At 45.1% G+C, this 23,984-nt stretch carries 30 protein-coding genes; 9 read left to right on the plus strand and 21 right to left on the minus strand.

Translation table 11 applies throughout. The annotated features are described in order from the left end of the window. Window positions 1-268: 268 nt before the first annotated feature. The 5 genes from BLS23_RS19845 to BLS23_RS19865 all read right to left on the minus strand — a co-directional run bounded on the left by BLS23_RS19845 (window position 269) and on the right by BLS23_RS19865 (window position 3,151). Window positions 269-469: a PLDc N-terminal domain-containing protein gene (locus tag BLS23_RS19845; protein WP_089654751.1), complete on the minus strand. Its 201-nt coding sequence runs from the start codon at window positions 467-469 to the stop codon at window positions 269-271. Window positions 470-533: 64 nt separating this feature from the next. Next, entirely contained in the window at window positions 534-941 is a 408-nt protein-coding gene (locus BLS23_RS19850) for a hypothetical protein (RefSeq protein WP_089654752.1), read from the minus strand. A 60-nt stretch (window positions 942-1,001) separates the two neighbouring features. Further along, complete coding sequence (locus BLS23_RS19855; protein ID WP_089654753.1) at window positions 1,002-1,706, minus strand: DNA alkylation repair protein; 705 nt, start codon at window positions 1,704-1,706, stop codon at window positions 1,002-1,004. Between the two features lie 324 nt (window positions 1,707-2,030). After that, window positions 2,031-2,888 (minus strand): patatin-like phospholipase family protein, encoded by an 858-nt coding sequence (locus tag BLS23_RS19860; RefSeq protein WP_089654754.1) that lies wholly within the window; start codon window positions 2,886-2,888, stop codon window positions 2,031-2,033. A 113-nt stretch (window positions 2,889-3,001) separates the two neighbouring features. Beyond that, window positions 3,002-3,151: an FbpB family small basic protein gene (locus BLS23_RS19865; RefSeq protein WP_089654755.1), complete on the minus strand. Its 150-nt coding sequence runs from the start codon at window positions 3,149-3,151 to the stop codon at window positions 3,002-3,004. Between the two features lie 110 nt (window positions 3,152-3,261). On the opposite strand from BLS23_RS19865, the gene BLS23_RS19870 reads away from it, so the two are divergent. Further along, window positions 3,262-4,419, plus strand: coding sequence for an aminotransferase A (locus BLS23_RS19870; protein ID WP_089654756.1), 1,158 nt, complete (start codon window positions 3,262-3,264; stop codon window positions 4,417-4,419). 104 nt (window positions 4,420-4,523) lie between these two features. On the opposite strand, the gene BLS23_RS19875 is transcribed toward BLS23_RS19870, so the two are convergent. Further along, window positions 4,524-4,691, minus strand: coding sequence for an aspartyl-phosphate phosphatase Spo0E family protein (locus tag BLS23_RS19875; protein WP_115893924.1), 168 nt, complete (start codon window positions 4,689-4,691; stop codon window positions 4,524-4,526). Between the two features lie 291 nt (window positions 4,692-4,982). Between BLS23_RS19875 and lepB the strand changes: the two genes are divergently transcribed. Continuing rightward, entirely contained in the window at window positions 4,983-5,504 is a 522-nt protein-coding gene (lepB, locus tag BLS23_RS19880; protein ID WP_089654757.1) for a signal peptidase I, read from the plus strand. A 75-nt stretch (window positions 5,505-5,579) separates the two neighbouring features. Here lepB and BLS23_RS19885 read toward each other — a convergent pair whose 3' ends face one another. The 3 genes from BLS23_RS19885 to BLS23_RS19895 all read right to left on the minus strand — a co-directional run bounded on the left by BLS23_RS19885 (window position 5,580) and on the right by BLS23_RS19895 (window position 6,769). Then, window positions 5,580-5,723, minus strand: coding sequence for a YvrJ family protein (locus tag BLS23_RS19885; RefSeq protein ID WP_089654787.1), 144 nt, complete (start codon window positions 5,721-5,723; stop codon window positions 5,580-5,582). Between the two features lie 588 nt (window positions 5,724-6,311). Then, complete coding sequence (locus tag BLS23_RS19890) at window positions 6,312-6,524, minus strand: DUF2922 domain-containing protein (protein ID WP_089654758.1); 213 nt, start codon at window positions 6,522-6,524, stop codon at window positions 6,312-6,314. Window positions 6,525-6,544: 20 nt separating this feature from the next. Then, window positions 6,545-6,769, minus strand: a complete 225-nt coding sequence (locus tag BLS23_RS19895) for a DUF1659 domain-containing protein (protein ID WP_089654759.1) — start codon at window positions 6,767-6,769, stop codon at window positions 6,545-6,547. A gap of 1,105 nt (window positions 6,770-7,874) precedes the next feature. On the opposite strand from BLS23_RS19895, the gene BLS23_RS19905 reads away from it, so the two are divergent. From BLS23_RS19905 to BLS23_RS21575, 6 genes are all read left to right on the plus strand, one after another. Further along, entirely contained in the window at window positions 7,875-8,384 is a 510-nt protein-coding gene (locus BLS23_RS19905) for a DoxX family protein (RefSeq protein WP_089654761.1), read from the plus strand. Window positions 8,385-8,500: 116 nt separating this feature from the next. After that, on the plus strand, window positions 8,501-9,274 hold the full coding sequence (locus BLS23_RS19910; RefSeq protein WP_089654762.1) for a carotenoid biosynthesis protein: 774 nt from the start codon (window positions 8,501-8,503) through the stop codon (window positions 9,272-9,274). Next, a complete protein-coding gene (locus tag BLS23_RS19915; protein ID WP_089654763.1) occupies window positions 9,255-9,917 on the plus strand; it encodes a lysophospholipid acyltransferase family protein in 663 nt (220 codons plus the stop codon). Before BLS23_RS19910 ends, BLS23_RS19915 begins: the two co-directional genes overlap by 20 nt. 18 nt (window positions 9,918-9,935) lie before the next feature. After that, window positions 9,936-11,045 (plus strand): glycosyltransferase family 2 protein, encoded by a 1,110-nt coding sequence (locus BLS23_RS19920; RefSeq protein WP_089654764.1) that lies wholly within the window; start codon window positions 9,936-9,938, stop codon window positions 11,043-11,045. Continuing rightward, window positions 11,042-12,514 (plus strand): phytoene desaturase family protein, encoded by a 1,473-nt coding sequence (locus BLS23_RS19925; protein WP_089654765.1) that lies wholly within the window; start codon window positions 11,042-11,044, stop codon window positions 12,512-12,514. Before BLS23_RS19920 ends, BLS23_RS19925 begins: the two co-directional genes overlap by 4 nt. Before the next feature lie 53 nt (window positions 12,515-12,567). After that, window positions 12,568-12,729 (plus strand): DUF4021 domain-containing protein, encoded by a 162-nt coding sequence (locus BLS23_RS21575; protein ID WP_115822198.1) that lies wholly within the window; start codon window positions 12,568-12,570, stop codon window positions 12,727-12,729. Window positions 12,730-12,843: 114 nt separating this feature from the next. On the opposite strand, the gene BLS23_RS19930 is transcribed toward BLS23_RS21575, so the two are convergent. The 11 genes from BLS23_RS19930 to BLS23_RS21885 all read right to left on the minus strand — a co-directional run bounded on the left by BLS23_RS19930 (window position 12,844) and on the right by BLS23_RS21885 (window position 22,888). Next, window positions 12,844-13,869, minus strand: a complete 1,026-nt coding sequence (locus tag BLS23_RS19930) for an ABC transporter ATP-binding protein (protein ID WP_089654766.1) — start codon at window positions 13,867-13,869, stop codon at window positions 12,844-12,846. Next, complete coding sequence (locus BLS23_RS19935; protein WP_089654767.1) at window positions 13,866-14,813, minus strand: C40 family peptidase; 948 nt, start codon at window positions 14,811-14,813, stop codon at window positions 13,866-13,868. The genes BLS23_RS19930 and BLS23_RS19935 overlap by 4 nt, the downstream gene beginning before the upstream one ends. A gap of 27 nt (window positions 14,814-14,840) precedes the next feature. Beyond that, window positions 14,841-15,938 carry a dipeptide epimerase gene (locus tag BLS23_RS19940; protein ID WP_089654768.1) on the minus strand — a complete coding sequence of 366 codons (1,098 nt, stop codon included), beginning with the start codon at window positions 15,936-15,938 and terminating at the stop codon, window positions 14,841-14,843. A 15-nt stretch (window positions 15,939-15,953) separates the two neighbouring features. Then, window positions 15,954-16,874 (minus strand): S66 peptidase family protein, encoded by a 921-nt coding sequence (locus BLS23_RS19945; protein WP_425250627.1) that lies wholly within the window; start codon window positions 16,872-16,874, stop codon window positions 15,954-15,956. Between the two features lie 59 nt (window positions 16,875-16,933). After that, the gene (locus BLS23_RS19950) at window positions 16,934-18,562 is read right to left on the minus strand and encodes a peptide ABC transporter substrate-binding protein (protein WP_089654770.1); all 1,629 of its coding nucleotides are present in this window, start codon (window positions 18,560-18,562) and stop codon (window positions 16,934-16,936) included. A gap of 22 nt (window positions 18,563-18,584) precedes the next feature. Then, on the minus strand, window positions 18,585-19,583 hold the full coding sequence (locus BLS23_RS19955) for an ABC transporter ATP-binding protein (RefSeq protein WP_089654771.1): 999 nt from the start codon (window positions 19,581-19,583) through the stop codon (window positions 18,585-18,587). Between the two features lie 6 nt (window positions 19,584-19,589). After that, window positions 19,590-20,543, minus strand: a complete 954-nt coding sequence (locus BLS23_RS19960) for an ABC transporter permease (RefSeq protein ID WP_089654788.1) — start codon at window positions 20,541-20,543, stop codon at window positions 19,590-19,592. Window positions 20,544-20,547: 4 nt separating this feature from the next. Beyond that, on the minus strand, window positions 20,548-21,480 hold the full coding sequence (locus tag BLS23_RS19965) for an ABC transporter permease (RefSeq protein ID WP_089654772.1): 933 nt from the start codon (window positions 21,478-21,480) through the stop codon (window positions 20,548-20,550). Window positions 21,481-21,491: 11 nt separating this feature from the next. Further along, entirely contained in the window at window positions 21,492-22,316 is an 825-nt protein-coding gene (locus BLS23_RS19970) for a M55 family metallopeptidase (RefSeq protein ID WP_089654773.1), read from the minus strand. Window positions 22,317-22,505: 189 nt separating this feature from the next. Further along, window positions 22,506-22,646: a hypothetical protein gene (locus BLS23_RS21880; protein ID WP_167356129.1), complete on the minus strand. Its 141-nt coding sequence runs from the start codon at window positions 22,644-22,646 to the stop codon at window positions 22,506-22,508. Window positions 22,647-22,741: 95 nt separating this feature from the next. Then, window positions 22,742-22,888, minus strand: a complete 147-nt coding sequence (locus BLS23_RS21885; RefSeq protein WP_167356130.1) for a hypothetical protein — start codon at window positions 22,886-22,888, stop codon at window positions 22,742-22,744. A 106-nt stretch (window positions 22,889-22,994) separates the two neighbouring features. Here BLS23_RS21885 and BLS23_RS22180 point away from each other — a divergent pair, with 106 nt between their 5' ends. After that, a complete protein-coding gene (locus tag BLS23_RS22180) occupies window positions 22,995-23,120 on the plus strand; it encodes a hypothetical protein (protein ID WP_279615136.1) in 126 nt (41 codons plus the stop codon). Window positions 23,121-23,145: 25 nt separating this feature from the next. Here BLS23_RS22180 and BLS23_RS19975 read toward each other — a convergent pair whose 3' ends face one another. Further along, window positions 23,146-23,982: a phytoene/squalene synthase family protein gene (locus BLS23_RS19975; RefSeq protein WP_089654774.1), complete on the minus strand. Its 837-nt coding sequence runs from the start codon at window positions 23,980-23,982 to the stop codon at window positions 23,146-23,148. Window positions 23,983-23,984 lie beyond the last annotated feature (2 nt).

Genomic DNA, 23,984 nt, shown 5'->3' on the forward strand with positions numbered 1-23,984 from the left:
CAAGTCTAAACTAAGGATGAGCCCGGTCCAATTCCGCAATAAGCATCAAGCAACAGCCTAATTACATAGTGTCCAATTTTATGGGGTCAGTACATAGCTCGAGGAGGCTTGCCGTCATCCCCGCAGGAAAGCGAGTAGCTTCTCAACCACCCCTGACGCTCAACTCAGCAACGAACCACGAAACCTCTCGAAATCAAGTCTTAAACAATCCTGCCATATACTTTAATAACGAAGAACACAAAAAAAGAGCGGGTGGCCCGCTCTTTTTTCAGTCATTTCTTATGATAAGATAAACAATTAACCCGACTAAGGGGAAGAATAATGTTGCGATAAGGACGACGAGGCTGTAGGCGGAACTTCTGCCTTTGCGGACAGAATCGCGATACGCCCATACACTCGTAATAATATTTAATACTAACAACCCGACCCCGAAGATCAGGAAAGTGAGAAAAAAGATGCCGATTTCCATGATGTTCCTCCTCTACTCCCGTTTCTAACTTATTCTACGATCAAGAAAAGAGAAGGTTTCAAAATCAGGCTGCTTTTCTTTTGCTTCGTTTCGATAAGCGCGCGTAAAGTTTACGCATCCATGTTACGGTTACATACACTAACCCGAAGCTGCTGATCGCGAGCAGGCAGACCGACCAATAAGAAGCGGGCAGGGTTGAGGTCGTATCGGACATGGCGTAACGATCGACAAGCTGAAGGAATACGAGGGCTAGAAGAGTGCTTGTCACGTAGCTTGACAGAGTCTTCCAATGATTCAGCATCATCCATTCGATGACCGGTTTGACGACCCACATGAGGGACAGCATGAACAGAAAGACGAGTGAGAATTGAACATACTCCCGCTCCAGACCGAAAACATCCAATAGATCGTGATCAAGCCAGCTAATGGTCTCTTCTAAAAACGATGGATCGAACCAATCCATAATATTCATCTTCTACCGCTCCTTGTTCTTTTTTTTACCATTATGAACAAGGATAGAAAGAAATAAACTTCAGCCCTCTAAAAGCTCTGGATGTTTGCTTTTCAACCACTTCAATCCTTCCCGGCGGCTCAAAGGACGAACCTCTTCCCGCTCGAGGTAATCTATAACAGCGCGTGCATCGGTTTTGCTGTATTCGCGGAGCGCCCAGCCGATCGCTTTTTCAATAAAAAATTCTTTTTCGTGCTTGAGGCTATCAATCGTTTCGAAAAGAAGGAGTGCATCTGTCTTTTCTTTATATTTCAACTGATGGAGGACGCTCGAGCGTCGTACCCATAGGTGATCCGACTCTCTCCACTCCTCTGTAAAGGGGCGGAGCTTGTCTTCGTATCGGAAGAAATATCCGCCGCACAAAGTGGAAGCAATCATATCGACCGTGTCCCACCACGGTTTTGTCATAAGCAATTGCTTGTATGTATCAATACTGTGTTCTGGTGCTTTCTTGATCCCCTTTTCAAGAAAAGCGAGAGCTGCATAGTGACATTCCCTTTCCGGCTTTTCAAAAAGCAGAACCGCTGCCTCCAAACGCTCCTCTTCCGTGATTTCTTTGTATTTTTTCAGCAATGGTGCGAGGATTTGTTTCCGCTCAGGGGCTTTAATTCCGAAAAATGGATAATGGTTCTTCATATAGTTCTCCATTGGAATTCGATTTTCTTCATTTCTATGTTCTTCAAACAATGTAGTTACGGCTTCACAAAATTCAGCAGCCTGGTTCATCATCTCTCCTCCGTTTCTTTAAAAAAGCCCATCCCTATGATTGAGCAAAGGATGGATGCGTGCCAAATAAATGCAGCGCTCCCTAATTGAAGCGACACCGCAGCTAAAGCCCTGGACTGTGGTTCATCTTCAGTGGAGCGTGGTTGCAGGGATTGAAGTGTCCAGCCAACGGATAGCGCAGAAAAGATAACATGGGCAAGCACCCAGCCAAAAGGGCGCTTGTCTTTCCTTCCCTTCATCTGAGAAGGATGGTGCTAGTGGGGAGCAGTGTAACCACTGAAAGGCGGATCAGCATCTCCCCTGCTTCCCCGTTCAAACCACAGATCATCCACTCACTTGCAAAAACTTTTCCAGTCTAGAGGCATGAGCCTCAGCTTCTTCATATCCTTGAGCATACAAGTCGTGCAGACGGTCACGGTTCCGTTCGATCCGGCTCACTTTCAAAGGTTTTAATGGACGGATGACGAACGCCTCTCCGTTTTGTTCCGCTTCCCTCACTTTTTGCAGCTGCTGATTATAACGAACGTGCCTTTCAAGTAAAGCTTTTGCAAAGAGCGGGAACTGCCTGTACTTTCGGTTGAAGTACCAGCCGCCCTTCATTCTGCCTTTGATGTATCCATCGTTTCGTGTAAGCACGACAACATGCTTTTTGTTTCCATCCCTTTTCGAAGCCTGCATCGGTATGGGGTCGGCAATGCCGCCATCCATCAATTCACGTCCATCATACTGAATACTTGGGGCGACCATCGGCAACGAACTCGAGGCGCGTATGACTTTCAACAGACTCTCCCTGTCAGGGAAACGGTCATAAAAGACAGGTTCTCCTGTTTTCATATCAGTGGTTCCCACGACAAAACGTGTTTTTTGTTGAAGAAACGTGTCATAATCGAACGGAACAAGCTGGTTAGGAAGCTTATCAAATATGAAATCCATTCCAAACAATTGCCGTTTCGTAATCATCCGTTTGTACGATATGTATTCGGGATGCGCCCCGTACTCGACAATCACCTCATAGTTTCTCCCCCGCTGTCTCGCAACATAAGAGCTGCCATTACATGCCCCTGCAGATGCACCGACAACATAAGGGATGTGAATCTCTTCATCAAGGAAAAAATCAAGCACGCCTGCTGTGTATGCGCCTCGCATCCCTCCGCCTTCAAGAACTAAACCGACATCATCCATAGATCAAACCCCTTCCTTTTCACATTTGGTACCTATATCTATATTTTGCCATGTCCCATCGGAAAAGTAAAAAAGCAACCCAATCTATGCGGTTGCTTTTTGGTGTGATATCATCAGTTTACATAAGCATCGGAATCGTTTTTTCTTGTATGTTTTTCATCTATTTGACGTTCGATTTTTTCGATTGCTTCCTGATCGTTCAACAATTGTCGCTTGTTACGATCCACTAAGTCTTCAAAGGAAATTCGTTTATGGCTTCTCATTATACAACTCCTTTCATAGGCTTATTTTAAATTATAACAAAATTCAACAAATTTCACGTGATAATTGTTTGAACATTTTGTTAACTTTATGTAAAGAAGGAGAATACGCATTGGAACACTTCATTAACCCAAAAGTGAAACAGATTGAAATATCGGGCATCCGACGTTTTTTCAACATGGTCTCCCACTATGAAGACGTGATTTCATTGACCATTGGACAGCCTGATTTCCCAACACCTCTGCAAGTGAAAGAAGCAGGGATCCAGGCCATTAGAGATAATCAAACCAGTTACACCCATAATGCCGGGATGCTGCCCCTCAGAAAAGCGATCCAGCAGCACGTGAAACAATCATACGGTCTCCATTATGAAGCGGAAGAAGAAATCATCGTCACGATCGGTGCTTCCCAGGCCCTTGATATTACCCTTCGAACTATCATCCAGCCCGGGGATGAAGTGCTGTTGCCAGGTCCCGTTTATCCAGGATATGAGCCGCTGATCCGCTTAGCTGGCGGCACCCCTGTGTTCATCGATACTAGTCAGGACGGATTCAAGTTGACGGGAGAAATGATTAAAGAAAACATCACTCCGAAAACGAAGGCTGTTATTTTACCGTATCCTTCCAATCCAACGGGGGTTTCTTTGACGGAAGAAGAGCTGCGGGGGATTGCAGATGTAATTAAGGAGCATCAACTCTTCTTATTAGCCGATGAAATTTACAGTGAACTTGTATATGATCGTCCGCACACATCGATTGCAAGCTTTCCCGATGTTCGCGACCAGGTGATCGTCATTAACGGTGTATCGAAATCCCATAGTATGACCGGCTGGAGGATCGGCTACCTGCTCGCCCCTTCCTGGCTGAGCCGTCACCTATTGAAAGTCCATCAATACAACGTGTCATGTGCGACTTCGATCAGCCAGCATGCAGCTCTTGAAGCTTTGACCAACGGAAAAAAAGACGCCGAATCGATGCGTGATGCTTATAAAGAAAGAAGAGCGTTCGTCGTCAGACGCCTCAAGGAAATGAACATTCCATTTGCTGAGCCTAATGGGGCCTTTTACGTTTTCTTAAACTTTCCGTTGAATGGAAAGACAACGTTCGAGCGTGCCGTGCAGCTCGTCGAAGAAGCAGGAGTCGCACTCGTTCCAGGGGACGCCTTTTCAGAATATGGGAAAGGCTATATGCGCCTATCCTATGCCTACAGCATGGATACATTGGAAAAAGGACTCCAGCGCCTGCAGGACTTTATTTCAAAAGGAGATTAACGTAGATATTCATGTACGGTGGGAAGTGACGCTCCCCTCCTGCCACAAAGCTTTTTGAAATCCAGACATGAAAGAACTCATGGATGCAGGTCCCATGAGTTCTTTTAATTCGGCTTATTTTTTTGCACTTCATTCAAAAGGGCATCAAGTTGTTGACTGAGTTTGACAGACTCCGGGCTTGACAACCCTTTCTCAAACGCCACTTTCGTCATCTTTTTACGCAAGTACTCTAATTCAGCAATACGAGGATCTTTGTCGGCCACTTGCACCATCGACTACCTCCTGACTTTTCTTCCCTATTATTGTACACCTTTTATCCCAAAATGAAAAGAATGTGTGTTCGCATCCATTCTTGCACGAAAAAAATTATCTCAATTTTCTATACTTTTGTAAAGACTATCGGTAAAGGTTCTAAAATTTCGACAGAGGGTGATAAAATAAGATAAAGGCTGGAAAAGAGTTTACAATTTCGTAAAAGCCTTTCCCCGCACCTTTTCTTTCCGTAACGATGTGGTAAAATTAAGGATGAGATATTCTATGTTCATCTAGAAAGGAAGATGAGTTTGTCTGAGCAATCTAAAAAAGAATGGTTGGAATGGTTGAAAGCCATTGCTGTCGCCATTACACTCGCATTTATATTACGAACATTTTTCTTCGCCACATCGATTGTTGAAGGGGCAAGTATGGACCCGACACTCAAAAACGGGGAACGCGTCATGTTCAATAAGATCATATATTATGTAGATGAACCCGAACGCGGGGATATCGTCATCATTGAGAGACCAGTAAAAAGTTATGTTAAACGAGTCATCGGCCAGCCGGGAGATACGGTGGAGATCCGTGATCATGAACTGTATGTAAACGGTGAAGAGCAGACGCAGGAATACTTGACGGAAGAGGCAGCGTCCTCGACTAGAGATTTTGGACCAATCGAAGTTCCAAAAGGAAAGTATTTCGTCATGGGAGACAACCGTTCCATAAGTAAGGACAGCCGGAATGGACTTGGCTTTGTCGAAGAAGAAGAAATCATCGGACGTACGGAGTTGATCATTTATCCATTCAATGAATGGGGCTTAACGAAATAAACACACAAACGACCCTCCAGTCATCCGGCGGGTCGTTTTATGTCCTCAGGTTTGTGAGCTAGAAAAGCTGTGCATTCATTTAGTCGTGACTATTTTTTCTGGCAGCTGATGTAACGTTTCAATCAGTTGATCCAGCTTCCCTTCCACACGGTGTAACAAGTAAAACGTCACCGCCACAGGGAAACCAACATCCGCTAATATTGAAATCCATGCATCAATCCCCATTCCATTCACCTCTCCCCTGAATTATGTTTAAGCTGCCGATTGTGAAAGACTCAGTTTCGAGACGTTTGTGTGAGCGGTTCGGGGCTCTGGGGGATGACTCGCTTTCCGTGGGAGCGCGGTGAGCCTCCTCGGACTGCCGTCCTACGGGGTCTCACCAAGCACTCTTTTCCCACAGGAGTCTCCCCATCCCCCGTCGCCCCTTGCCATAAGAGGTTCTCGAAACTATCTTAGAGTAACAGGAGCTTTTATGGTTAAGAATCCTATATCGACGCGGTTTAAGCAGAACTTTACAACAGAACTAGGCAGGGTACTATAAGATCGGTTTCGAGAATTTCATATGGCAGAGGGGCGGAGGGAAACGGTGAGACTCCTGTGGGAAGTGCGTGGTAGATGAGACCCCGCAGAGCGTTAGCTCGAGGAGGCTCATCACTCGCCCACGGAAAGCGAACCTTTTCCCGGAGCCCCTAAACTCCCACAAAAGTCTCGAAATCAAGTCTTACACAATCCTGCCATATACATGATTAATAATGATTGGTTTTGCTAAAAAGAGCCGCTAATGATGGTTAGCGGCTCTTTCGTTTTTTAGAATGAGATCTCAAAGACGTTGCGTTCGACAATACGGGCTTCTTTCTTCTCAACAAGGTCTCCCCCGTTGGAATAGAAGCAGCCTTGGGTCAAAATGGCATCCATTGCTGCATTGACCTGTGCAGGATCGACAGGTTCTACCGGGTCGTCCAGACTGATGGTGACTGTTTTTCCTTCTTCATTCAAGAACTTAAGCTCTAGCTTTTTCATGTATTCTCCTCCTTTTCAAATTAAGATTCAGTCAAAACTGAGCGGTCATCACGGGCGATATCGACAAGAATGTGCTGCTGCAATGGGGATAGAGCGACAGATACTTCATGCAATTGTTCATCTGTAGCATCTGTTTTAATGTTGTTGAATGATTTACGTTTCAGAATCATGTTTCCGTCTTCATCAGTTCCTGTTGAAAAGACTAGCTGTAAGCGACTGTCTACCTTCAAAGTATTTACGGCCATCTGCTTCACCTCCTCTCACTTCTATAATCGAAGGAGATAAAGAAAAAGTGTCGCTGGTACTTTTTTTATTTTTCAGGACCCTATTAAATGTTGCCGATAAAAATACTTATTAAGGAATATGGCAGGATTGTTGAAGACTCAGTTTCGAGATGTTTATGGAGTAGGTAGGGGCTGCGGGGAATGAGTCGCTTTCCGCGGGAGCGCGATGAGCCTCCTCGGACTGCGTCCTGTGGGGTCTCACCAAGCACTCTTTTCCCGCAGGAGTCTCCCCATTCCCCTCCGCCCCTTTACCATGTGTAGTCTCTCGAAACCACTTCTCAGAATCTCTGCTTGTATGCTCAAACGAAGTAGATAATTTAAAACTCCCCCCCATTGGGCATTCCGACGGTGAAAGCTTGATGTAAAGCGCTTTTTACCAGTTTCTGATTGGGGAGGAAGACGTCCCATCATGATAGAGGGGTTCGTTTCTCCATGCATCGAATGGGGTGGTTGGGAAGCTGCGAGACTCCCGTGGGAATGGATTGGCTGGCGAGACCCCGCAGAGCGAAGCTCGAGGAGGCTTGCCGTCATCCCCACAGGAAAGCGAGTAGCTTCCCAACCACCCCTGACTTCCAATATGGCAAACGAAGCCCGGAAACATCTCGAAACTGAGTCTTCCAGAAAAGGGAGCTTATATTAATGAACATAAAAAAGCGTCCGGGGAAGGAGCCTGATGTGGATCCTTCCCCGGACGCTTGTCTTCATTAAGTATCAACCGTTATCAAAAATCGTTAAACCTATGAGTCCTAATAATACAATTAGACTGACAAAAAACATGATAATTTCCATCTATGTTCCACCCCTCTTTCCTCTCTATCATAGCAAATATTTTAAGCGTTTGCTTTGCATGTTTCCTATTCAACATATATTTTTATCCTACCCTTAAAAGGAAAGGGAAACACAAGCTTTTTCACAATTCTGCCATAAAAAATTGAACAGATTGTGAAGTGTTGAACAAAGTATGGATATCCTTTCCTACTCCGTTTATACTTAAATTGTAAGAAAGAGATCTTCTTACACAACATCATGTGAAATGGTGAACAAAGTATAATAAGGAGTGAGTTACATGTTGAATGAACTGTTACGAAACAACAAGGTTGTAGCGATGATCCTGACCGTCTTCCGTGTGTATCTAGGGTATGCCTGGCTGACTGCTGGAATTGGTAAAATCACGGGTGGATTTGAAGTGAGTGGTTTTCTGAATGGAGCGATTGCGAAGGCAGAAGGCGCGCACCCGGCTGTCCAGGGTTGGTGGGCCGCTTTCCTCGAACAATTTGCTCTTCCGAACCATGAGTTTTTCGCTTTCATCGTCATGTGGGGAGAAGTTCTCGTCGGCATCGCACTTATCCTAGGATTATTCACAAACGTAGCTGCTTTCGGTGGCATTCTCATGAACTTCGCTTTCTTATTCAGTGGAACGGTCAGCACGAACCCGCAAATGGTTCTGCTTACCATCTTCCTCCTTGTTGCCGGAGCCAATGCCGGACGCTATGGATTAGACCGCTGGGTCATGCCAATGCTCAAAAAACAAGGAACAAAACTTCCCCTTGGAAGAGGAAGACTTGCTCATCAATAATTCATCAAGCCCTATGGATTGCGCATAGGGCTTTTTTCGTTTATTTTACTTCCGGATGAGGTATGATGATTTTATACATAACTCTTTTGAGGACCGTAAAATGAGAGAGGTGCTCTATGACTACTTATATTTTCCGTTTTTTTATTTTTTGGTACATCTGCGGTGTTTTTTTAGTGACGTTTGACTTGCTTCCGCCTTGGCTCGAATGGGCGAACAGCGTCTTTTTAATTACCGCAGGGGTCGTTGCAGGGATTTATTTTTCAAAAATGTACGGTGTTTGGCGCGGTTTCATTTACAGCTTGATTATCATTGTGGTCAGTATTTATGTGGAACACTTAGGAGTAAAATACAATTTCTTATTCGGAGCCTATCATTACACAGAAAACTTCGGATTAAAAATTGCGGACACACCGATTACGATCGGTTTCGCCTGGCTTTTAATCATCGGCTGCTCTCATGAACTGGCCCGTGTATTATCGAGCGGATGGAACCTTTGGGCCAGCCGGTTCATTTTCGTTTTCACAGGTGCGCTTGCAGCGGTGACGATGGACCTCATCCTCGATCCGGTATCTTTCAAAGTGAAGGAATATTGGATTTGGGAAGATCCAGGCTTTTATTACGATATCCCGTTTTCTAACTTCTTTGGCTGGTTTGTTTTGGCTGCACTGTTTCACGTGTTTTTCCTGTTCATTCATTGGAACATGGAAGAAAAAAATGTTCATCCCTGGCCTGGAAGGATGGTTTTGACGTTTGGTCTGATCATATTCCTGTTTCTCTGCATCGCGTTCACCGGCCGGTTGTATGGAGCGATTGTGTTCGTGAGTGCTCTTACAATCTTATGGTATGGCTTGTACTTTTGGAGGCGATCAAATGTTTCTACCCGCACGTAAAACATCATGGATACAGTGGGGATTCACCCGCTTCAATCGGCTGTTTTTAAACTATCATTTCAACAACATCCAAATCCAGCACCCTTCTACTGTACCTGATGAGAAGACCTTGTTTCTTATCAATCACTCGACATGGTGGGATCCGCTTTTTATCTTTTATATCAACGATCGTCTTGTGAAATCAGACGGATATGGCATGATGCATGAAGAGGGCATACGCCGCTTTCCTTTTTTTCGGAGGATTGGTGCTTATTCGGTGAACGGTGAGGATCGCCGACACCTGGTGCAATCCTTACGTTACAGCAAACATTTGCTTGAACAAGGCAAAACGGTGTGGATTTTCCCTCAAGGAAATGAGCAGCCGCTCGAGAAAAGACCGCTCGAATTTTTTTCTGGAATCAGTTACCTTACTCAGCAATGTCCGGACATCAAGGTCGTTCCTGTTTCCCTATACTATGCGCTGGAGCATACAAAAAAACCGAATGCCTACATACGATTGGGAGAAGCTCTCCCCAAAGAGGAGTACGTAAGACTCCCTAGAAAAGAAATGACGCGGTATTTTGAATATGCGGCTACCAAACAGCTGGATGAATTACGCCAAGACGTCATCGAAGAAAATCTTCATTCCTTTAAAAAGTTGTAATGGAAAGGGGGAATCGTCATGTCGCTATTTTTTATTCTCTTCATCATCACGATCGTTTTGAATGTGTGGACCATTTTCAACAGCCTCTTCCTCTACCCTTTATCTGCGAAAAGAGAGCTTGAAGAAAAGCCGTCCGTTTCACTACTCGTACCGTTAAGAAACGAAGCAGACAATGTAGAAGGATTGATACGGTCGCTGCGTTCGCTTACTTATCCAGACTTGGAAGTAATTCTGCTTGATGATCATTCGGAAGATGGTACGCTCGATAGGCTCAACGAACGGGTCGTTGATGATGAGCGATTTACAGTGATTCAGGGAAAGGGGCTTCCTGAAGGTTGGAACGGAAAAGTTCATGCCTGTCACCAGCTTTCGCAGGCAGCCAACGGTGAGTACTATTTATTCCTCGATGCTGATGCGCGTGTAGCTCCTGGCGTTATTCAACAAACGCTGGCAATGATGCAGCAGAAAAAGGCGAGCATGTTAAGCGGGTTTCCGAATTATCCGAATGCCAACTTTCTAAGTCATATGCTCGTCCCGCTTCAACATATGGTCGTTCTGCTCCACCTCCCTTTATTCGTCGCCAACCGGACGACGAAGCCGATGTTCACGGCCGCGTGCGGAATTTTTATTATGATTGAGAAAAATGCGTATGAAGCGATCGGAGGTCATGCTTCCGTCAAAAGCTCTCTCGTTGAAGACGTACATATTGCGAGAGAGGTAAAAAAACACGGCTATAAGATGATTCTCGCCAATATTACAGAATCTGTTCTTTCCTACATGTACGATTCAGGACAAGAGACGTGGGAAGGCTTTAAAAAGAATGTGTACACAGGCATCGGACGTTCTCCAGGCATGGTCGTGTTTTTGACCTTGTTTTATGCGGTCGTTTTCTTATCCCCCGCCGTCCTCGCGGTAGTTGGACTTGTCACCGGAGATTCTGCCTTTTTTCTTCCTTACCTGTTGACGGTTGCATTCAAGATGTATGTGGACGCACGGACGGGGCATCCGCTATGGCTATCCTTCCTGCTTCCAGTGTCTGTTGTGCTGCTGATTGCAATCATGATGGCGTCGATGTTCGTCCATAAACGAGGGGAAAAATATCAATGGAAAGGGAGGTTCTATCAATGAAAGTAGCCATCATCGGGGGAGGCCTCGGCGGCTTATCAGCTGCGGTCACCCTCGCCAAGCAAGGAGCTGATGTGAGGCTGTTCGAAAAAAACGAGCATTTTGGCGGGAAAATGATGAGCGTCGATGAAGCTGGATTTCATTTTGACTTTGGACCTAATACAATTACGATGCCTGAAGTGTTTCAGGATGTCATCCGACAAGGGGGCCTTGACCCATGGGAGGAACTTCCTTTTGCAAAAATTGTTACCCACACGAGAAATGAGTTCCACGACGGGACGACTTTTGATTTTTCTACAGATCAAACCTATATGCAAAAGCAGCTAGAAAAGCTGGACCCCAAAGGGCATGTGATGTATGAAGACTTTCTAGTAGAAATCGAACGCTTGTACCACCTATCACACAAGCACTTTTTACACAGGACCTTCAATGGTTGGAGCGACTACCTTTCCCCCTCCCTCGCGAAAAGTATGACGAAGGTACGTCCTCTCGAATCGATGGATCACTTTTTCAGACGGTACTTTTCAAATCCGAAGATCATCCAGGCATTGAACCGGTATTCCACCTATATCGGCTCCAACCCTTATCAAGCACCAGCCACGTTCAGTATGATCGCTCATCTTGAGTGGAATGATGGGGTTTACTTTGTTCGTGGAGGCAACACGAGGATTGCGGACCGGTTCGTTAAAGCTGCGGAGAACGTCGGGGTTCGGTTATACAGCGGAACCAAAGTAACAAAGATCCTCCACGAAAATCAAAAAGTGACGGGTGTGGAAACGGATGATGGGGAACGCTACGAGGCAGATCATGTAATCATGAACGGCGATCTCATTCAGGCTGTTCCCGAATTGATTGATCCAGAAGCGAGACGCACGATGACCAACCGAAAACTGAAAGGTTACGATCCTTCCATTTCCGCTTTTGTCATCATGGCAGGACTTGATACCAAAATCAGCCGCTTAAAGCATCATCATTTATTTTTCTCAAGCGACTATAAAAAGGAATTCAATGTGTTAAAAAACGGCTATTACGCGGACGATCCCACCATTTACATTTGTACTTCATCCAAATCGGATTATTCCGTCTCGACTCAAGGAGATAACTGTTTCATCCTCGTCAACGCCCCCGCTCTTAATGAAAAAGGCGGGTATGATAAACACTCCTACAAAGACCATATTTATGATCGACTTCAGCACGCAGGCGTTCCCATCAAAGATCATATCCAAGTCGAAAAAGTTTGGGATCCCGAAGACATACAGAGGCATTTTGGGGCCTATCGCGGATCATTATACGGACCATCCTCCAACACGAGATCCCAGGCATTCATGAGGCCGTTCAACAAATCCCAGGATCTGGATGGTCTCTGGTTTTGCGGCGGAAGTACACACCCCGGCGGCGGTTCTCCGATGGTCGTGTTGAGCGGACAGAACGTCGCCAACCAAATTCTCGGAAAAATTGTCCATATCGAATAACCTCCTGCATACTCCTCCCCTTTTCAGCCAAGCTAAAAAGGGAGGTGTGCAGAATGGAGAAGAACAAACGCAACAAACCGCGGAAAGAAGAAAAACGTACGATCAACCCCGTAACCAATGACCTTGGTGTCGATCAGGATGAACAGGCGATGAATGGCGATTATGGCATGCTGGAAACGGAAGAAGAAGATCGCCTGCACGACCGTAAAAAATAAAAAAAGAGGAAAGCATAACGTCACTGCTATGCTTTCCTCTTTTTAATTCATCCAATAATAAAGTTTCATCCATTTTGAATAGTGTAGGATGCTTTTTAGGAGCAAGGTTCAGATTTAACGAATAGTCACTTTCATTTGTTCTCGCTTCTTTTTTCTTTCAGCCGGGTCGACCACTGTATCATCGTACAAGTGACAAGCGACTTGATGGCCTTCTTCCGCTTCCTGCCAGACAGGAGCTTTCTCACTGCACACATCCATCGCAAAAGGACAGCGTGTCCGGAATACACAACCACTCGGAGGGTCGATCGGGCTTGGTATTTCTCCTTCGATAATGACTTGTTCCCGTTCATCCTCAATATCCGGATCCGGAATGGGAATGGCTGAAAGAAGCGCTTGAGTATAGGGATGGAGAGGGGCATCATACAACCGGTCACTGCTTGTTAACTCTACCAAGTGACCGAGATACATGACACCAATTCGATCTGATATGTGCTGCACCATGGAAAGGTCATGGGCAATGAACAAATACGTCAATCCTTTTTCTTCTTGAAGCCGCTCCAGCAAGTTTACCACTTGTGCTTGTACAGAAACATCCAAGGCAGAAATCGGTTCATCAGCGATAATGATGTCCGGATCAAGGGCCAGTGCGCGGGCAATTCCAATCCGCTGGCGTTGACCACCACTGAATTCGTGAGGATACCGGTTGGCGTGATCGCGATTTAAACCGACTTCTTCAAGCAGTTCGTAGACACGCTCCATCCTTTCCTTATTAGAAGAAAAGAGTTCGTGGATCTCCATTGGTTCAAGGATGATCTCTGCTACGGTTGAACGTGGGTTTAATGATGCATAAGGGTCTTGAAAGATCATTTGCATTTGGCGTTTTAAAAGAAATTGTTCTTTCGGTGTACGATCATGAACACTTTTCCCTTCATAAATAACTTCTCCACTTGTTTTTTCATAAAGGTTCATGATCGTGCGCCCTGTTGTCGACTTCCCGCAGCCGGACTCTCCGACAAGTCCGAGCGTCTCCCCTTTGTACAAGTCAAAGCTGACACCATCCACAGCTTTCAATGATTTTCCTTTTCCCATTTTGAAATGTTTTTTAAGATCTTTCACTTCAAGTGTCTTTTGCAGGCTCATGAGGGTTCCTCCGTCTCGCTCCAGTATCTTCTTGCGACACATAGTTCTTTTTCGTACACGGTTCCTTCCAAATCAATAATTTCAATACTCTTTCCAACGTTCGGAGAATGAAGCATCTTGTTTTCTCCATAATAAAAGCCGACGTGGTGAATGCGCCCTTGTCCTTCTTCGTAAGCGAAGAACAGGAGATCCCCCGCTTGCAGATCATCCAAGGATACGTTCGTTCCACTTTTGGCCTGGTCTGTCGCATCTCTTGGAATTTCGTAATGAAAAGCCTTGTGCATGTTGTAAGCAAAGCCGGAGCAGTCGTATCCGAAAGCACTCATCCCTCCCCAAAAATAAGGAAGACCGACAAAGGCTTCTCCTGACCGAATAAGGTCCTCTCCGCTGCCTTTTGCTTTTGTTTCATGCTTCGTTTGTACGGCCACGTCTTCTGAAGCAAAATACCCAACACCATCCGGGTAAAGAACTTTTACGAACGCATCCTTTTCCTCTATGACAGGAAGGGACGTTAAATAACTCACTTCCATGAGCGGTTCTTCTGCACCATTGTAAAGCCATGCTTGTTTCTTATGTACAACCGCCCGCTCGTTTGAATTCCAGTCGGCTTCATCTGTTTTGACCAGCTGACTTATAGGAATATACCCAGGATACCCTCGTTTGTCTTTTTTGGAGGCCTGGGACGGCACCACGACTTTTGCCCAGTCACCAACCCACTCATCTACCCAGATTTCTTCGCCTATCAGCAGTTGTGATTGGACAAGGTTCTCATCACACAGTTCGCGTTTTTGATCGTCATCCAAAACCTTCAGCCAGTCTCTCATAGAAGCTGATGCTGTAAGCGAAGTTTGATCGACTTCCCTCGGAGAATCAGGTGCTGTCCAAAGAGTTGCTACAGGTACACGCACGACTCTTTTCTCATTGTTTTCTTTTGTATGTGTCATCATTGACCTCCTTCTAGAGATATGTCTTTATATTTTTACGGTTTGTTCGGTATTAACGTTGACAATCCCCAGCCCGAAACCTTTCGAAAATGTAAGCATGGATTTGTCATACTGTACTCCGCCGTGAATAGGGTCATCCGTAAGCATCAATGGGGCATCAAAGTCTACCCTCGTTACATTGTTCTGACTAGCTGCAAAATGAGCGGCTGCCGTGATTCCAAGCTTAGTCTCAATCATACTGCCGACCATGCACTCCACACCATAGGCTTCAGCCAGATGGTTGATTTTCACGGCTCGATGAATACCACCGGATTTCATTAGTTTGATATTGATTAAATCGGCGCTCCGTGTCTCTAATATCCGCCTGGCATCTGTCGGACCGAACACACTCTCATCCCCCATGATTGGTGTATAAGTATGGTCGGTGACTTGTTTCATCCCCTCTATGTTCTGAGCATGAACAGGCTGTTCCACCAATTCTATGGGAAGGTGGTGGTCCTCCATTTTACGGATGGCATAAATGGCTTCTTTCGGTGACCACCCTTGATTCGCATCCAGCCTGATTCGAACCCCCTCACCTACCCGCTTATGGATGTTCTGAATCCGTTCGATATCTTTTTCAATCGTATCTTTACCTACTTTCACCTTTAAGACCTTAAATCCGTTGCTGACATAACGGGCCGCGTCTTCCGCCATTTCTTCCGGATCGTTTACACTGACCGTATAATCGGTTTCCAACTCGCTCTTCGATCCACCAAGCAATTGATAGAGTGGGAGTTGATAGATTTTTCCTAAGAGGTCGTGTAAAGCTATATCCACGGCAGCTTTAGCACTTGTATTCCCAATGCAGCAGCCCTGCAGCTTTTCAAAAAGATCCTCTCTATACGTAATGTCCTTTCCGATCAGAACAGGTGTGATGATTTTTTTTATCGTATGATCGATACTCGTTAAACTCTCTCCGGTAATCACAACCGTTGGCGGGGCTTCTCCCCACCCTTCGGTCCCATCCTCACCAATCACTTTTACGTAAATGGACTCAGCTACGGTAACCGTACGTAAAGCTGTTTTGAATGGGGTGTGTAAAGGGACCGCAATCGGATAAGTTTCTATAGACTGAATTCTCATGATCCTCCACCTTTCTTAATCGACACCTGGCTGTATCATTAAGGATTTCCTGTGACTTGATAATACGGCGTCTGTTCCAAATGGAATGCTGTAATGGGGCAGACAGTGACCAATCTTAAACCCTGCGAGCACAGGTTTATTCAGATGAGAAAAATAGTCCTCATAAACTTGTGATAAGGATAGGGTTTCTTTTGTCTTCTCTGTTTCCGTTCCACTAAAATCTCCGAGGATGATTCCAGCCGCATCTTCGAGTTTGCCTGCAAGTTTCAATTGATTAAAAAAAGAATCCAAACGGTAGGGTTCTTCTCCGACATCTTCAAGGAAAAGTAATTTCCCCTTCGTATCAATCTCGTAAGGTGTGCCCATTGCATTTACAAGTAAGGATAAATTCCCACCCACTACTTCTCCTGATGCTTCTCCTTCTCCAATGACTTCTAAAGGAGAAAGGTTCTCGTTGTAATGCATCCCCTCAGGCTCAAACAGCTGGTGAAACATTTTTTCTGATTCCGCATCAAAGCCTTCTTTTCCAACATCCGAACAAAGCATCGGTCCGTGAAAGGTGACGAGTCCTGTTTCCTGACGAATAGCGGTATGTAAACATGTGATATCACTATAGCCCCAAAAGATTTTAGGGTTTTCTTTTATAGATGCATAATCAATATCCGCTACAATCCGTCCCGTACCATATCCCCCACCAGCACAAAAGATGGCCGTAATTTCCGGATCTTGAAACATGTGATGGAAGTCTTCCAACCTCTGTTGATCATTTCCTGCTAGATAGCCATGTTTTTTATTTACATGGGCTCCTAGTTTCACTTTTAGACCTAAGCTTTCCAAGAAAGAAATGCCTTTGTCTAAGTTTTTAAGGTCCGGGGGACTTGCCGGGGCTATAACCCCAACGGTATCACCCTGATTCAACCGTTCCGCCTTAATCATATTCATATTCCTCCAATGAAGGAAAAGAGGCGAAAGAATCGCCTCTTTTCAAAGAAAGTCTATTGTTTGTCTGCCCACTTCAACTCAAGGTAACCGACAGGATGACGAACGATATCGGATACGTTGTCTTTCTCAAGAACGACCTGGTTATAGAAATGAACAGGGAAGATCGGCATCTCTTCAAAAAGAAGTTTCTCTGCTTCATACATCAATTCCCAACGCTTTTCTTCATCCGCTTCATTTTTAGCATCGGCGATCAGCTGATCGTATTCTTCATTGGACCAACCTGTACGGTTCATCGAAGAATCCGTCGTGAAACTCTCAAGGAAGTTGATTGGATCGGCATAGTCAGCTAAGAAAGAACTTCTGGAAAGTTGGTGTTCCAATGCTTTTTGTGCTTCAAGGAAGACGTTCCATTCCGCATTCTCCAGCGTAACTTCTACGCCAAGATTTTCTTTGAACATTTGTTGGATGGTTTCTGCAATTTTCTTGTTGTCCTCGCTCGTGTTATAGGAAAGGGTGATGGCTGGAAGTTCGTCGTACCCTTCTTCCTCCATTCCTTCTTCAAGCAGCTGTTTTGCTTCTTCTACATTCGGTTCTACAAGTTTTCCATTGTGTTCACGGAAATCTTCCCCAGATGGACTTTCAAATCCATAAGAGACAAAACCATACGCAGGCTCTTCTTTATTTTTCGTCACATAATCGACGATTTCCTGTTGATTCACACTCATGGCGAGGGCCTTTCTTATCTTCTTATTCTGGAAAGGCTCTTCATTTACATTGAAACGGTAGAAGGCTGTACCTGCCTGGTCCTGGATCGACACCTCTTCACTGTCTAACAGCTGCTCCGCCATATCAGACGGAATATTGGAAGTGTCAAGCTCCCCACTTTCATACATTTGGTATTCCGTATTGGTATCATTCACCATCGCCCAGTGAACTTCATCAAGCTTCACAGTCTCGTGATCCCAATATTCTTCATTCTTTTTCATAAGCATTTCACTATCATGTTTCCATTCTGCCAATGCAAATGGTCCGTTTCCTACAAAGCTGTCTGCTTCCGCGAACCACTCTGGGTTTTCTGTTGCTACAGACTCATTGATTGGGAAAAACGCCGGGTTGGAAATGATATTTAAGAAATATCCTGTCGGTGCACTTAATGTCACTTTTAACTCTTTGTCACTGACCGCTTCCACCATCACATCATCGGCTGATCCTTCTCCATTGTTAAAGGCTTCTCCACCTTCAATAAAATAACCCAGGAAAGCTGCTGGTGAAGCCGTTTCAGGATCAAGAAGACGTTTCCAAGCAAACTCGTAGTCCCCTGCCGTCACGTCATCCCCGTTCGACCACTTTGCATCTTCACGGATGAAAAACGTATATTCCTTGCCATCTTCGGAAATTTCCCATTTCTCAGCAGTTGCTGGTTCTGGAGTGTGGTCTTTGCCAAGACGCGTCAGACCCTCCATCAAATTGTTCAACGCATTCCAGGAAACCGCATCGAATCCTTGAGATGGATCGAAGGAGGTCGGCTCCTCTCCGTTATTCAGTAATAGCGTTTTTGTTCCTGAGTCACTTTCTCCTTCAGAACTACCCTCATCACTTTCTCCTGCACTTTCCGAAGCTGTACATGCGGCTAATACAGCGACAAGTAAAACCCCCATAAAGACTGTCCACCATTTTTTCATATTCGTTCTCCTCTCTATATATTTAATAGGTTGATGCCATATATTTTTTTGCTCGCTCATCCTGCAGCCAACAGTCCACGTCATGTGTTCTGCTCAACTTAGAATGAAACGGATAAACCTTTGTGCACACTTCCATGGCCATTGGGCACCTGGCAGCAAATGGACACCCTTCCGGTGGTGAAAACAAATCCGGAGGTGTTCCGTCTATTGGTATTAATTTTTCTCCCTTTTGATCCAAACGGGGCACAGAGTGAAGCAGACCCCTGGTGTAAGGGTGCTGCGGGGTGTAAAAAATTTCTTTCCGTGTCCCTGTTTCAATAACTTTTCCGGCATACATGACCGCAATGCGATCGGCTATTTTAGCTACAACCCCTAAATCATGCGTGATGAGTATGATGGAAACACCGGTCTGTTTCTGTATTTTCTGAAACAGCTGAAGGATTTGAGCTTGGATGGTGACATCTAAAGCGGTTGTCGGTTCATCGGCAATCAGTAGTTCAGGATCACAGATCAGTGCCATCGCAATCACGATTCGCTGGCGCATGCCGCCACTAAATTCGTGAGGGTACTGCTTCATACGTTCGACAGGGTTGGGGATTCCGACAAGGGTAAGCATTTCCATCGCCTGTTTATCCGCTTCTTTCCTTGAAATGGAACGATGTTGGCGCAGCCCCTCTGTCAACTGGTCTCCAACGGTCAAGGTCGGATTCAAGGCAGTCATCGGATCCTGGAAAATCATCGAAATATCTACACCGCGAATTTTTCTTACTTCCTTGTCCGAAAGCTGAGTCATATCCTGTCCTTTGAAAAGAATGGATCCATCTTTGATCTCACCTGGAGGTGTTGGAATAAGGCGCATGATGCTGTTCGCTGTGACACTCTTCCCACAACCGGATTCTCCGACAATGGCAAGGGTTTCCCCGCGATATAATTCTAAATTTACGCCGCGCACGGCCTGTACCTCTCCCCCGAAGGTTTTGAACGATACATGCAGGTCACGGATGTCCAAGATTTTTTCCATTGATGTTTACCTCCTGAGCTTAGGATCGAGCGCATCCTGGAGACCATCTCCAAGCACGTTAAATGCGAACATTGTTGCTGAAATGAAGAATGCAGGAAAGAAAAGACGCCACCAGTCACCTGATAAGATGACACCCAGCGCATCATTGGCCATCATTCCCCAGCTTGCAAATGGTGACTGAATGCCTAAACCCAAAAAGCTTAAAAAAGCTTCTGCAAAGATGGCTGTTGGAACAGTGAGAGTCATCTGTACAATAATCGGCCCCATCGTATTCGGCAGCAGGTTCTTTTGAATGATCCGCTTCGTTTTCGCTCCGAAAGACTGGGAAGCCATGACAAATTCATTGTGTTTCAACTGCAGGACCTGTCCTCTGACAATTCGTGCCATTCCAACCCAGCCGGTAACCGTTAAGGCTATGATAATGGTTAAGAGACTTGGTCCCATGACCACAAGGAGTAGAATGACGACAAGCAGGTAGGGCAGTCCATAAAGGATTTCGATGATCCGCATCATGATATTATCGGTTCGACCACCTTTATAACCTGACAGCCCTCCATAAGCGACCCCTATGAAAAAGTCGATTAAAGCGGCCATCAATCCTACAAACAAGGAGATTCTTGCCCCGTACCACGTCCTCGTGAATACATCCCGTCCTAATTCATCTGTACCGAACCAATGGGTAAGCGATGGTGCCTGGTTCTGGTTTGGCAGGTTTTGAGTATCCACATCGTGAGGGGAAATCCAAGGCCCGATGACAGCCATGACGCCTAATAGGATAAGAAAAATGAGCCCTGACATAGCTAATTTATTCTGCCGGAGTCTTCTCCAGGCATCTTCCCAATAAGAAAGAGAAGGACGAACAACGGATTCCGCATCTTCTGTATTTTTCTCTTTCGGTTTAAACCATTCATCTGGAATCGATGAATGAGGCGTTTCTTCATTCTGTTTCTTCGCAGGAATCACATTACTTGCCCCCTTCTTTATGCAGCTTGATTCTAGGATCGAGAATTCCGTAAGCGATATCCACCAGGAACAACATCAATACAAGAAAGGCACTGTAAAAAACGGTCGTTCCCATAATGACTGGATAGTCTCGCTGGTTGATGCCTTCAACAAAATATTTGCCCATCCCCGGAATCGCAAAAATCTTTTCAATGACGAACGTTCCTGTCAAGACCCCTGCAAGCAAGGTACCTAAAATGGTGACCACAGGCATGAGTGCATTCTTCAATGCGTGCTTCACAATGATTTTGGCTGGCGACAGCCCTTTGGCCCTAGCCATTTTTATATAATCCTGTGTTAACGTTTCAAGCATGCTTGACCTGGTTAAACGGGCAATAATGGCCATGGGGCCGGTAGCAAGGGCAACAATTGGGAGCACCATATGTTGTGGGCTGCTCCACGTCGCAGCAGGGAGCACACCTAAGTTGACGGCTAACTGCTGGATTAACAGGGTAGCTAATACAAAGTTAGGGATCGATATCCCCAGTACGGCAATGGTCATCGCTATGTAATCAATCACTCCATTGTGCTTCAATGCCGCAAAAACACCGAGGGCCACTCCGGAAATTAAAGCAATGAGGATTGTCCATATTCCTAACTCAGCGGATATAGGAAAACCTCTGCCTAATAAAGAATTGACCGTTTCTGTCGGTTGTTTAATCGAAGGACCGAAATCCAGCGTCACAATGGATTTTAAATACAAGACGTATTGCACAACTAACGGTTCATCCAGATGGTAATGGGCCTCTAAATTTCTCTGGACGGCTTCGTTGGTTGTCCTTTCTTCATTGAACGGTGAACCCGGTAGTAAATTCATTAAGAAAAACGTGAGCGTTGCTATGATAAAAACAGTAACTATCATGTAAATGAAACGTTTCAATATGTATTTCGCCACGACTGGTCCCCCTAGCTGGATGTTGTCTGCATGGCAAGCTCTGTCATGACAAGCATGGCTTGGTATGCTTCCACTATGTTTTTGGCTTGAAACCTTACCGTTGTTGAATCTGGTTCGATTTCCGTACCAGGCATGAGATTTGCCCATTCGGCCTGGCCATAATTCATAAATTCAATTCTTAGAGTGGGATGTTCTGGAGGTACGAGCGGCTCTACTCGATTTCGGTTATGTATCGCTTCCGTCGTTCGTTTTTCCAGAAGTTCTCCTGCCTTTTTCGGTGTTAAACTTTTGACCGCTGATCGAGAAATGGTTTCTTTGACTGGTACTGTAACGATATTTGGAATCAGGGCTTCTGCTTCCATCGCTGCACAGTCATCCCCGGCAACCATCAAAACAGGGACACCGTAATAACCGGCCACATATGCATTAAAACCAAGCTCCCCCACGGCAACGTCATTTATGTAGAAGTTACGAACCCCGAAAGTCATCGAGTGTGATAGAACCCCTTTTTGAGCTGCCCTGGCATGGTACCCTACAAAGATAGCTCCGGCATAGGATTCATCTAATCCTTGAATCATAGATAGTGGCTTCACACTTCCAGTGATTAATGAGGCATCTGGGTGAATCTCATCGATCAGTAAATTGTTCATCTTCGAATGGCTGTCATTGACTAATACTTCTTCTACATGGTTTTGAAATGCCGCTTCAATGACATGGTTCGTTTCTTCTGTCATGATCTTCCTCGCCCGTTCATAATTGTGCTGGGAAGAATCAACAAAGGTGTAATCGGGTACACCGGTTATTCCCTCCATATCTACGGAGAGGTACAACTTCATGATCATCATCTCCTTTTTTGGTAATATTGTTAATTTTCATAAAATTTTACCAGTTGATGACAAATTTTGCAATAGGACTCTTCCTCCACTTCTGTTTAAAGATCAATATCTCCACCATCTGAAGACCAGGAATACGGCTCATAAATCATCAACGGCCTAAATAAAAAACCTGGAGTTAGACTCCAGGTTTCACATAGGCTTTTTAAATAATGACTGTTTTTCAAAGTAGTAATCAATGACTTCAAGTTCAGAATAAGGAATTTTTTTATCGCCAACAATTTGGTAACCACCAAACCCTATACTTGCGGTGGCGACGTTCACACATTCCATATTAAAACAGCCTTTCATTACGGACAGGATTGCTTGGCACATAAAAAAAGACAGCGGCCGGACCCGCGCTGCCTTTTCTTATAAAAGAAGCTGGTTTATAAAAGACGAATATGCGTGATTTTTGCTTGCGGGTTACTTCTCAAATGACTTTCGCGTGCTTTTTCTTTGTGCGAAGCATATACAGGGACTTGTTTCACTACGCCTGATTTGGCCTGGTAATAGATCAAGTATTTTTCTGCCACTCTACTCTACCTTTCCTGATTCTTTGTTGCTACAAGTATTCGCACGAATGGACAGGAATATACATGATGTGGGTTCTTGCGCGCGATTGAGATGGTCTTGCGTGCGATGAAGATGCTCTTGCGTGCGATGAAGATGCTCTTGCGTGCGATGAAGATGCTCTTGCGTGCGATGAAGATGCTCTTGTGTGCGATGAAGATGCTCTTGCGTGCGAATCACGCACTGAAGGCGTGATTCGCTCGTACAAAAAGAAGCAGAATCACTGCATGTCTGCAATGATCTGCTTCTTCTCTTGATCTGATACGTAATTGCGATGGTTGAACACTTGATATCCGTTTTTTCTTACAGTCGGAAGGATGGCCCGATACATTTTGGCGGCGCCTCCTACGGGTGTGCGTGAATACAAAGGGTAATCAGGTAATGTTTTCATCGCCTTGTCATAGTAGGCTTCGGCATCGGCGGCCAAGTCTTCCCACATGCTGATAAAGGCTTGATTTACCTTTTTCTTTTTCAGGTCAAAAAAAGTGTAGCCATGATAGTCCATCACTTCTTGTGGTAAGTAAATACGGTCGATCTCCATGTCTTCGCCTATATCTCTTAGTATGTTAGTAATTTGCATGGCGTAGCCGAGTTCAATCGCTCCTTGGCGGAGAGCGGCGACTTTTCCTGGAGCAATGACAGGGAGAAGCATCAGACCGACGGTACTTGCTACATGATAGCAATAATCTAATAAATCCTCTTTCGTACGGATGGTGGTCGGATACAGGTCCATGCGTTGACCTTTGATCATGTCATAATAGGGCTCAGGATCGATGGAGAAATGTCTGAACACATCATCGAGCGCGATCCAAGAAGGGTCTTTAAGTTCAAGCTTCCCTTCCATGAAATGATCAAATTGTTGGGAGAAAGATTCGAGTTCTGTTTTTGGGTTAATTCCTTCATCTACGATATCATCGACACGACGGCAAAAGGCATAAATCGCCCAAACCGCTCTTTTCTGCTGTTTGGGAAGCATAGCGAATGCTTTTGAGAACGTTTTGGAATGCTTTTCGATTACTTCGCGGCAATGATCGTATGCTTGGTTCAAGTCCGTCATCA

This window comes from Halobacillus aidingensis, assembly GCF_900104185.1.
GTDB classification, from domain to species: domain Bacteria; phylum Bacillota; class Bacilli; order Bacillales; family Halobacillaceae; genus Halobacillus; species Halobacillus aidingensis.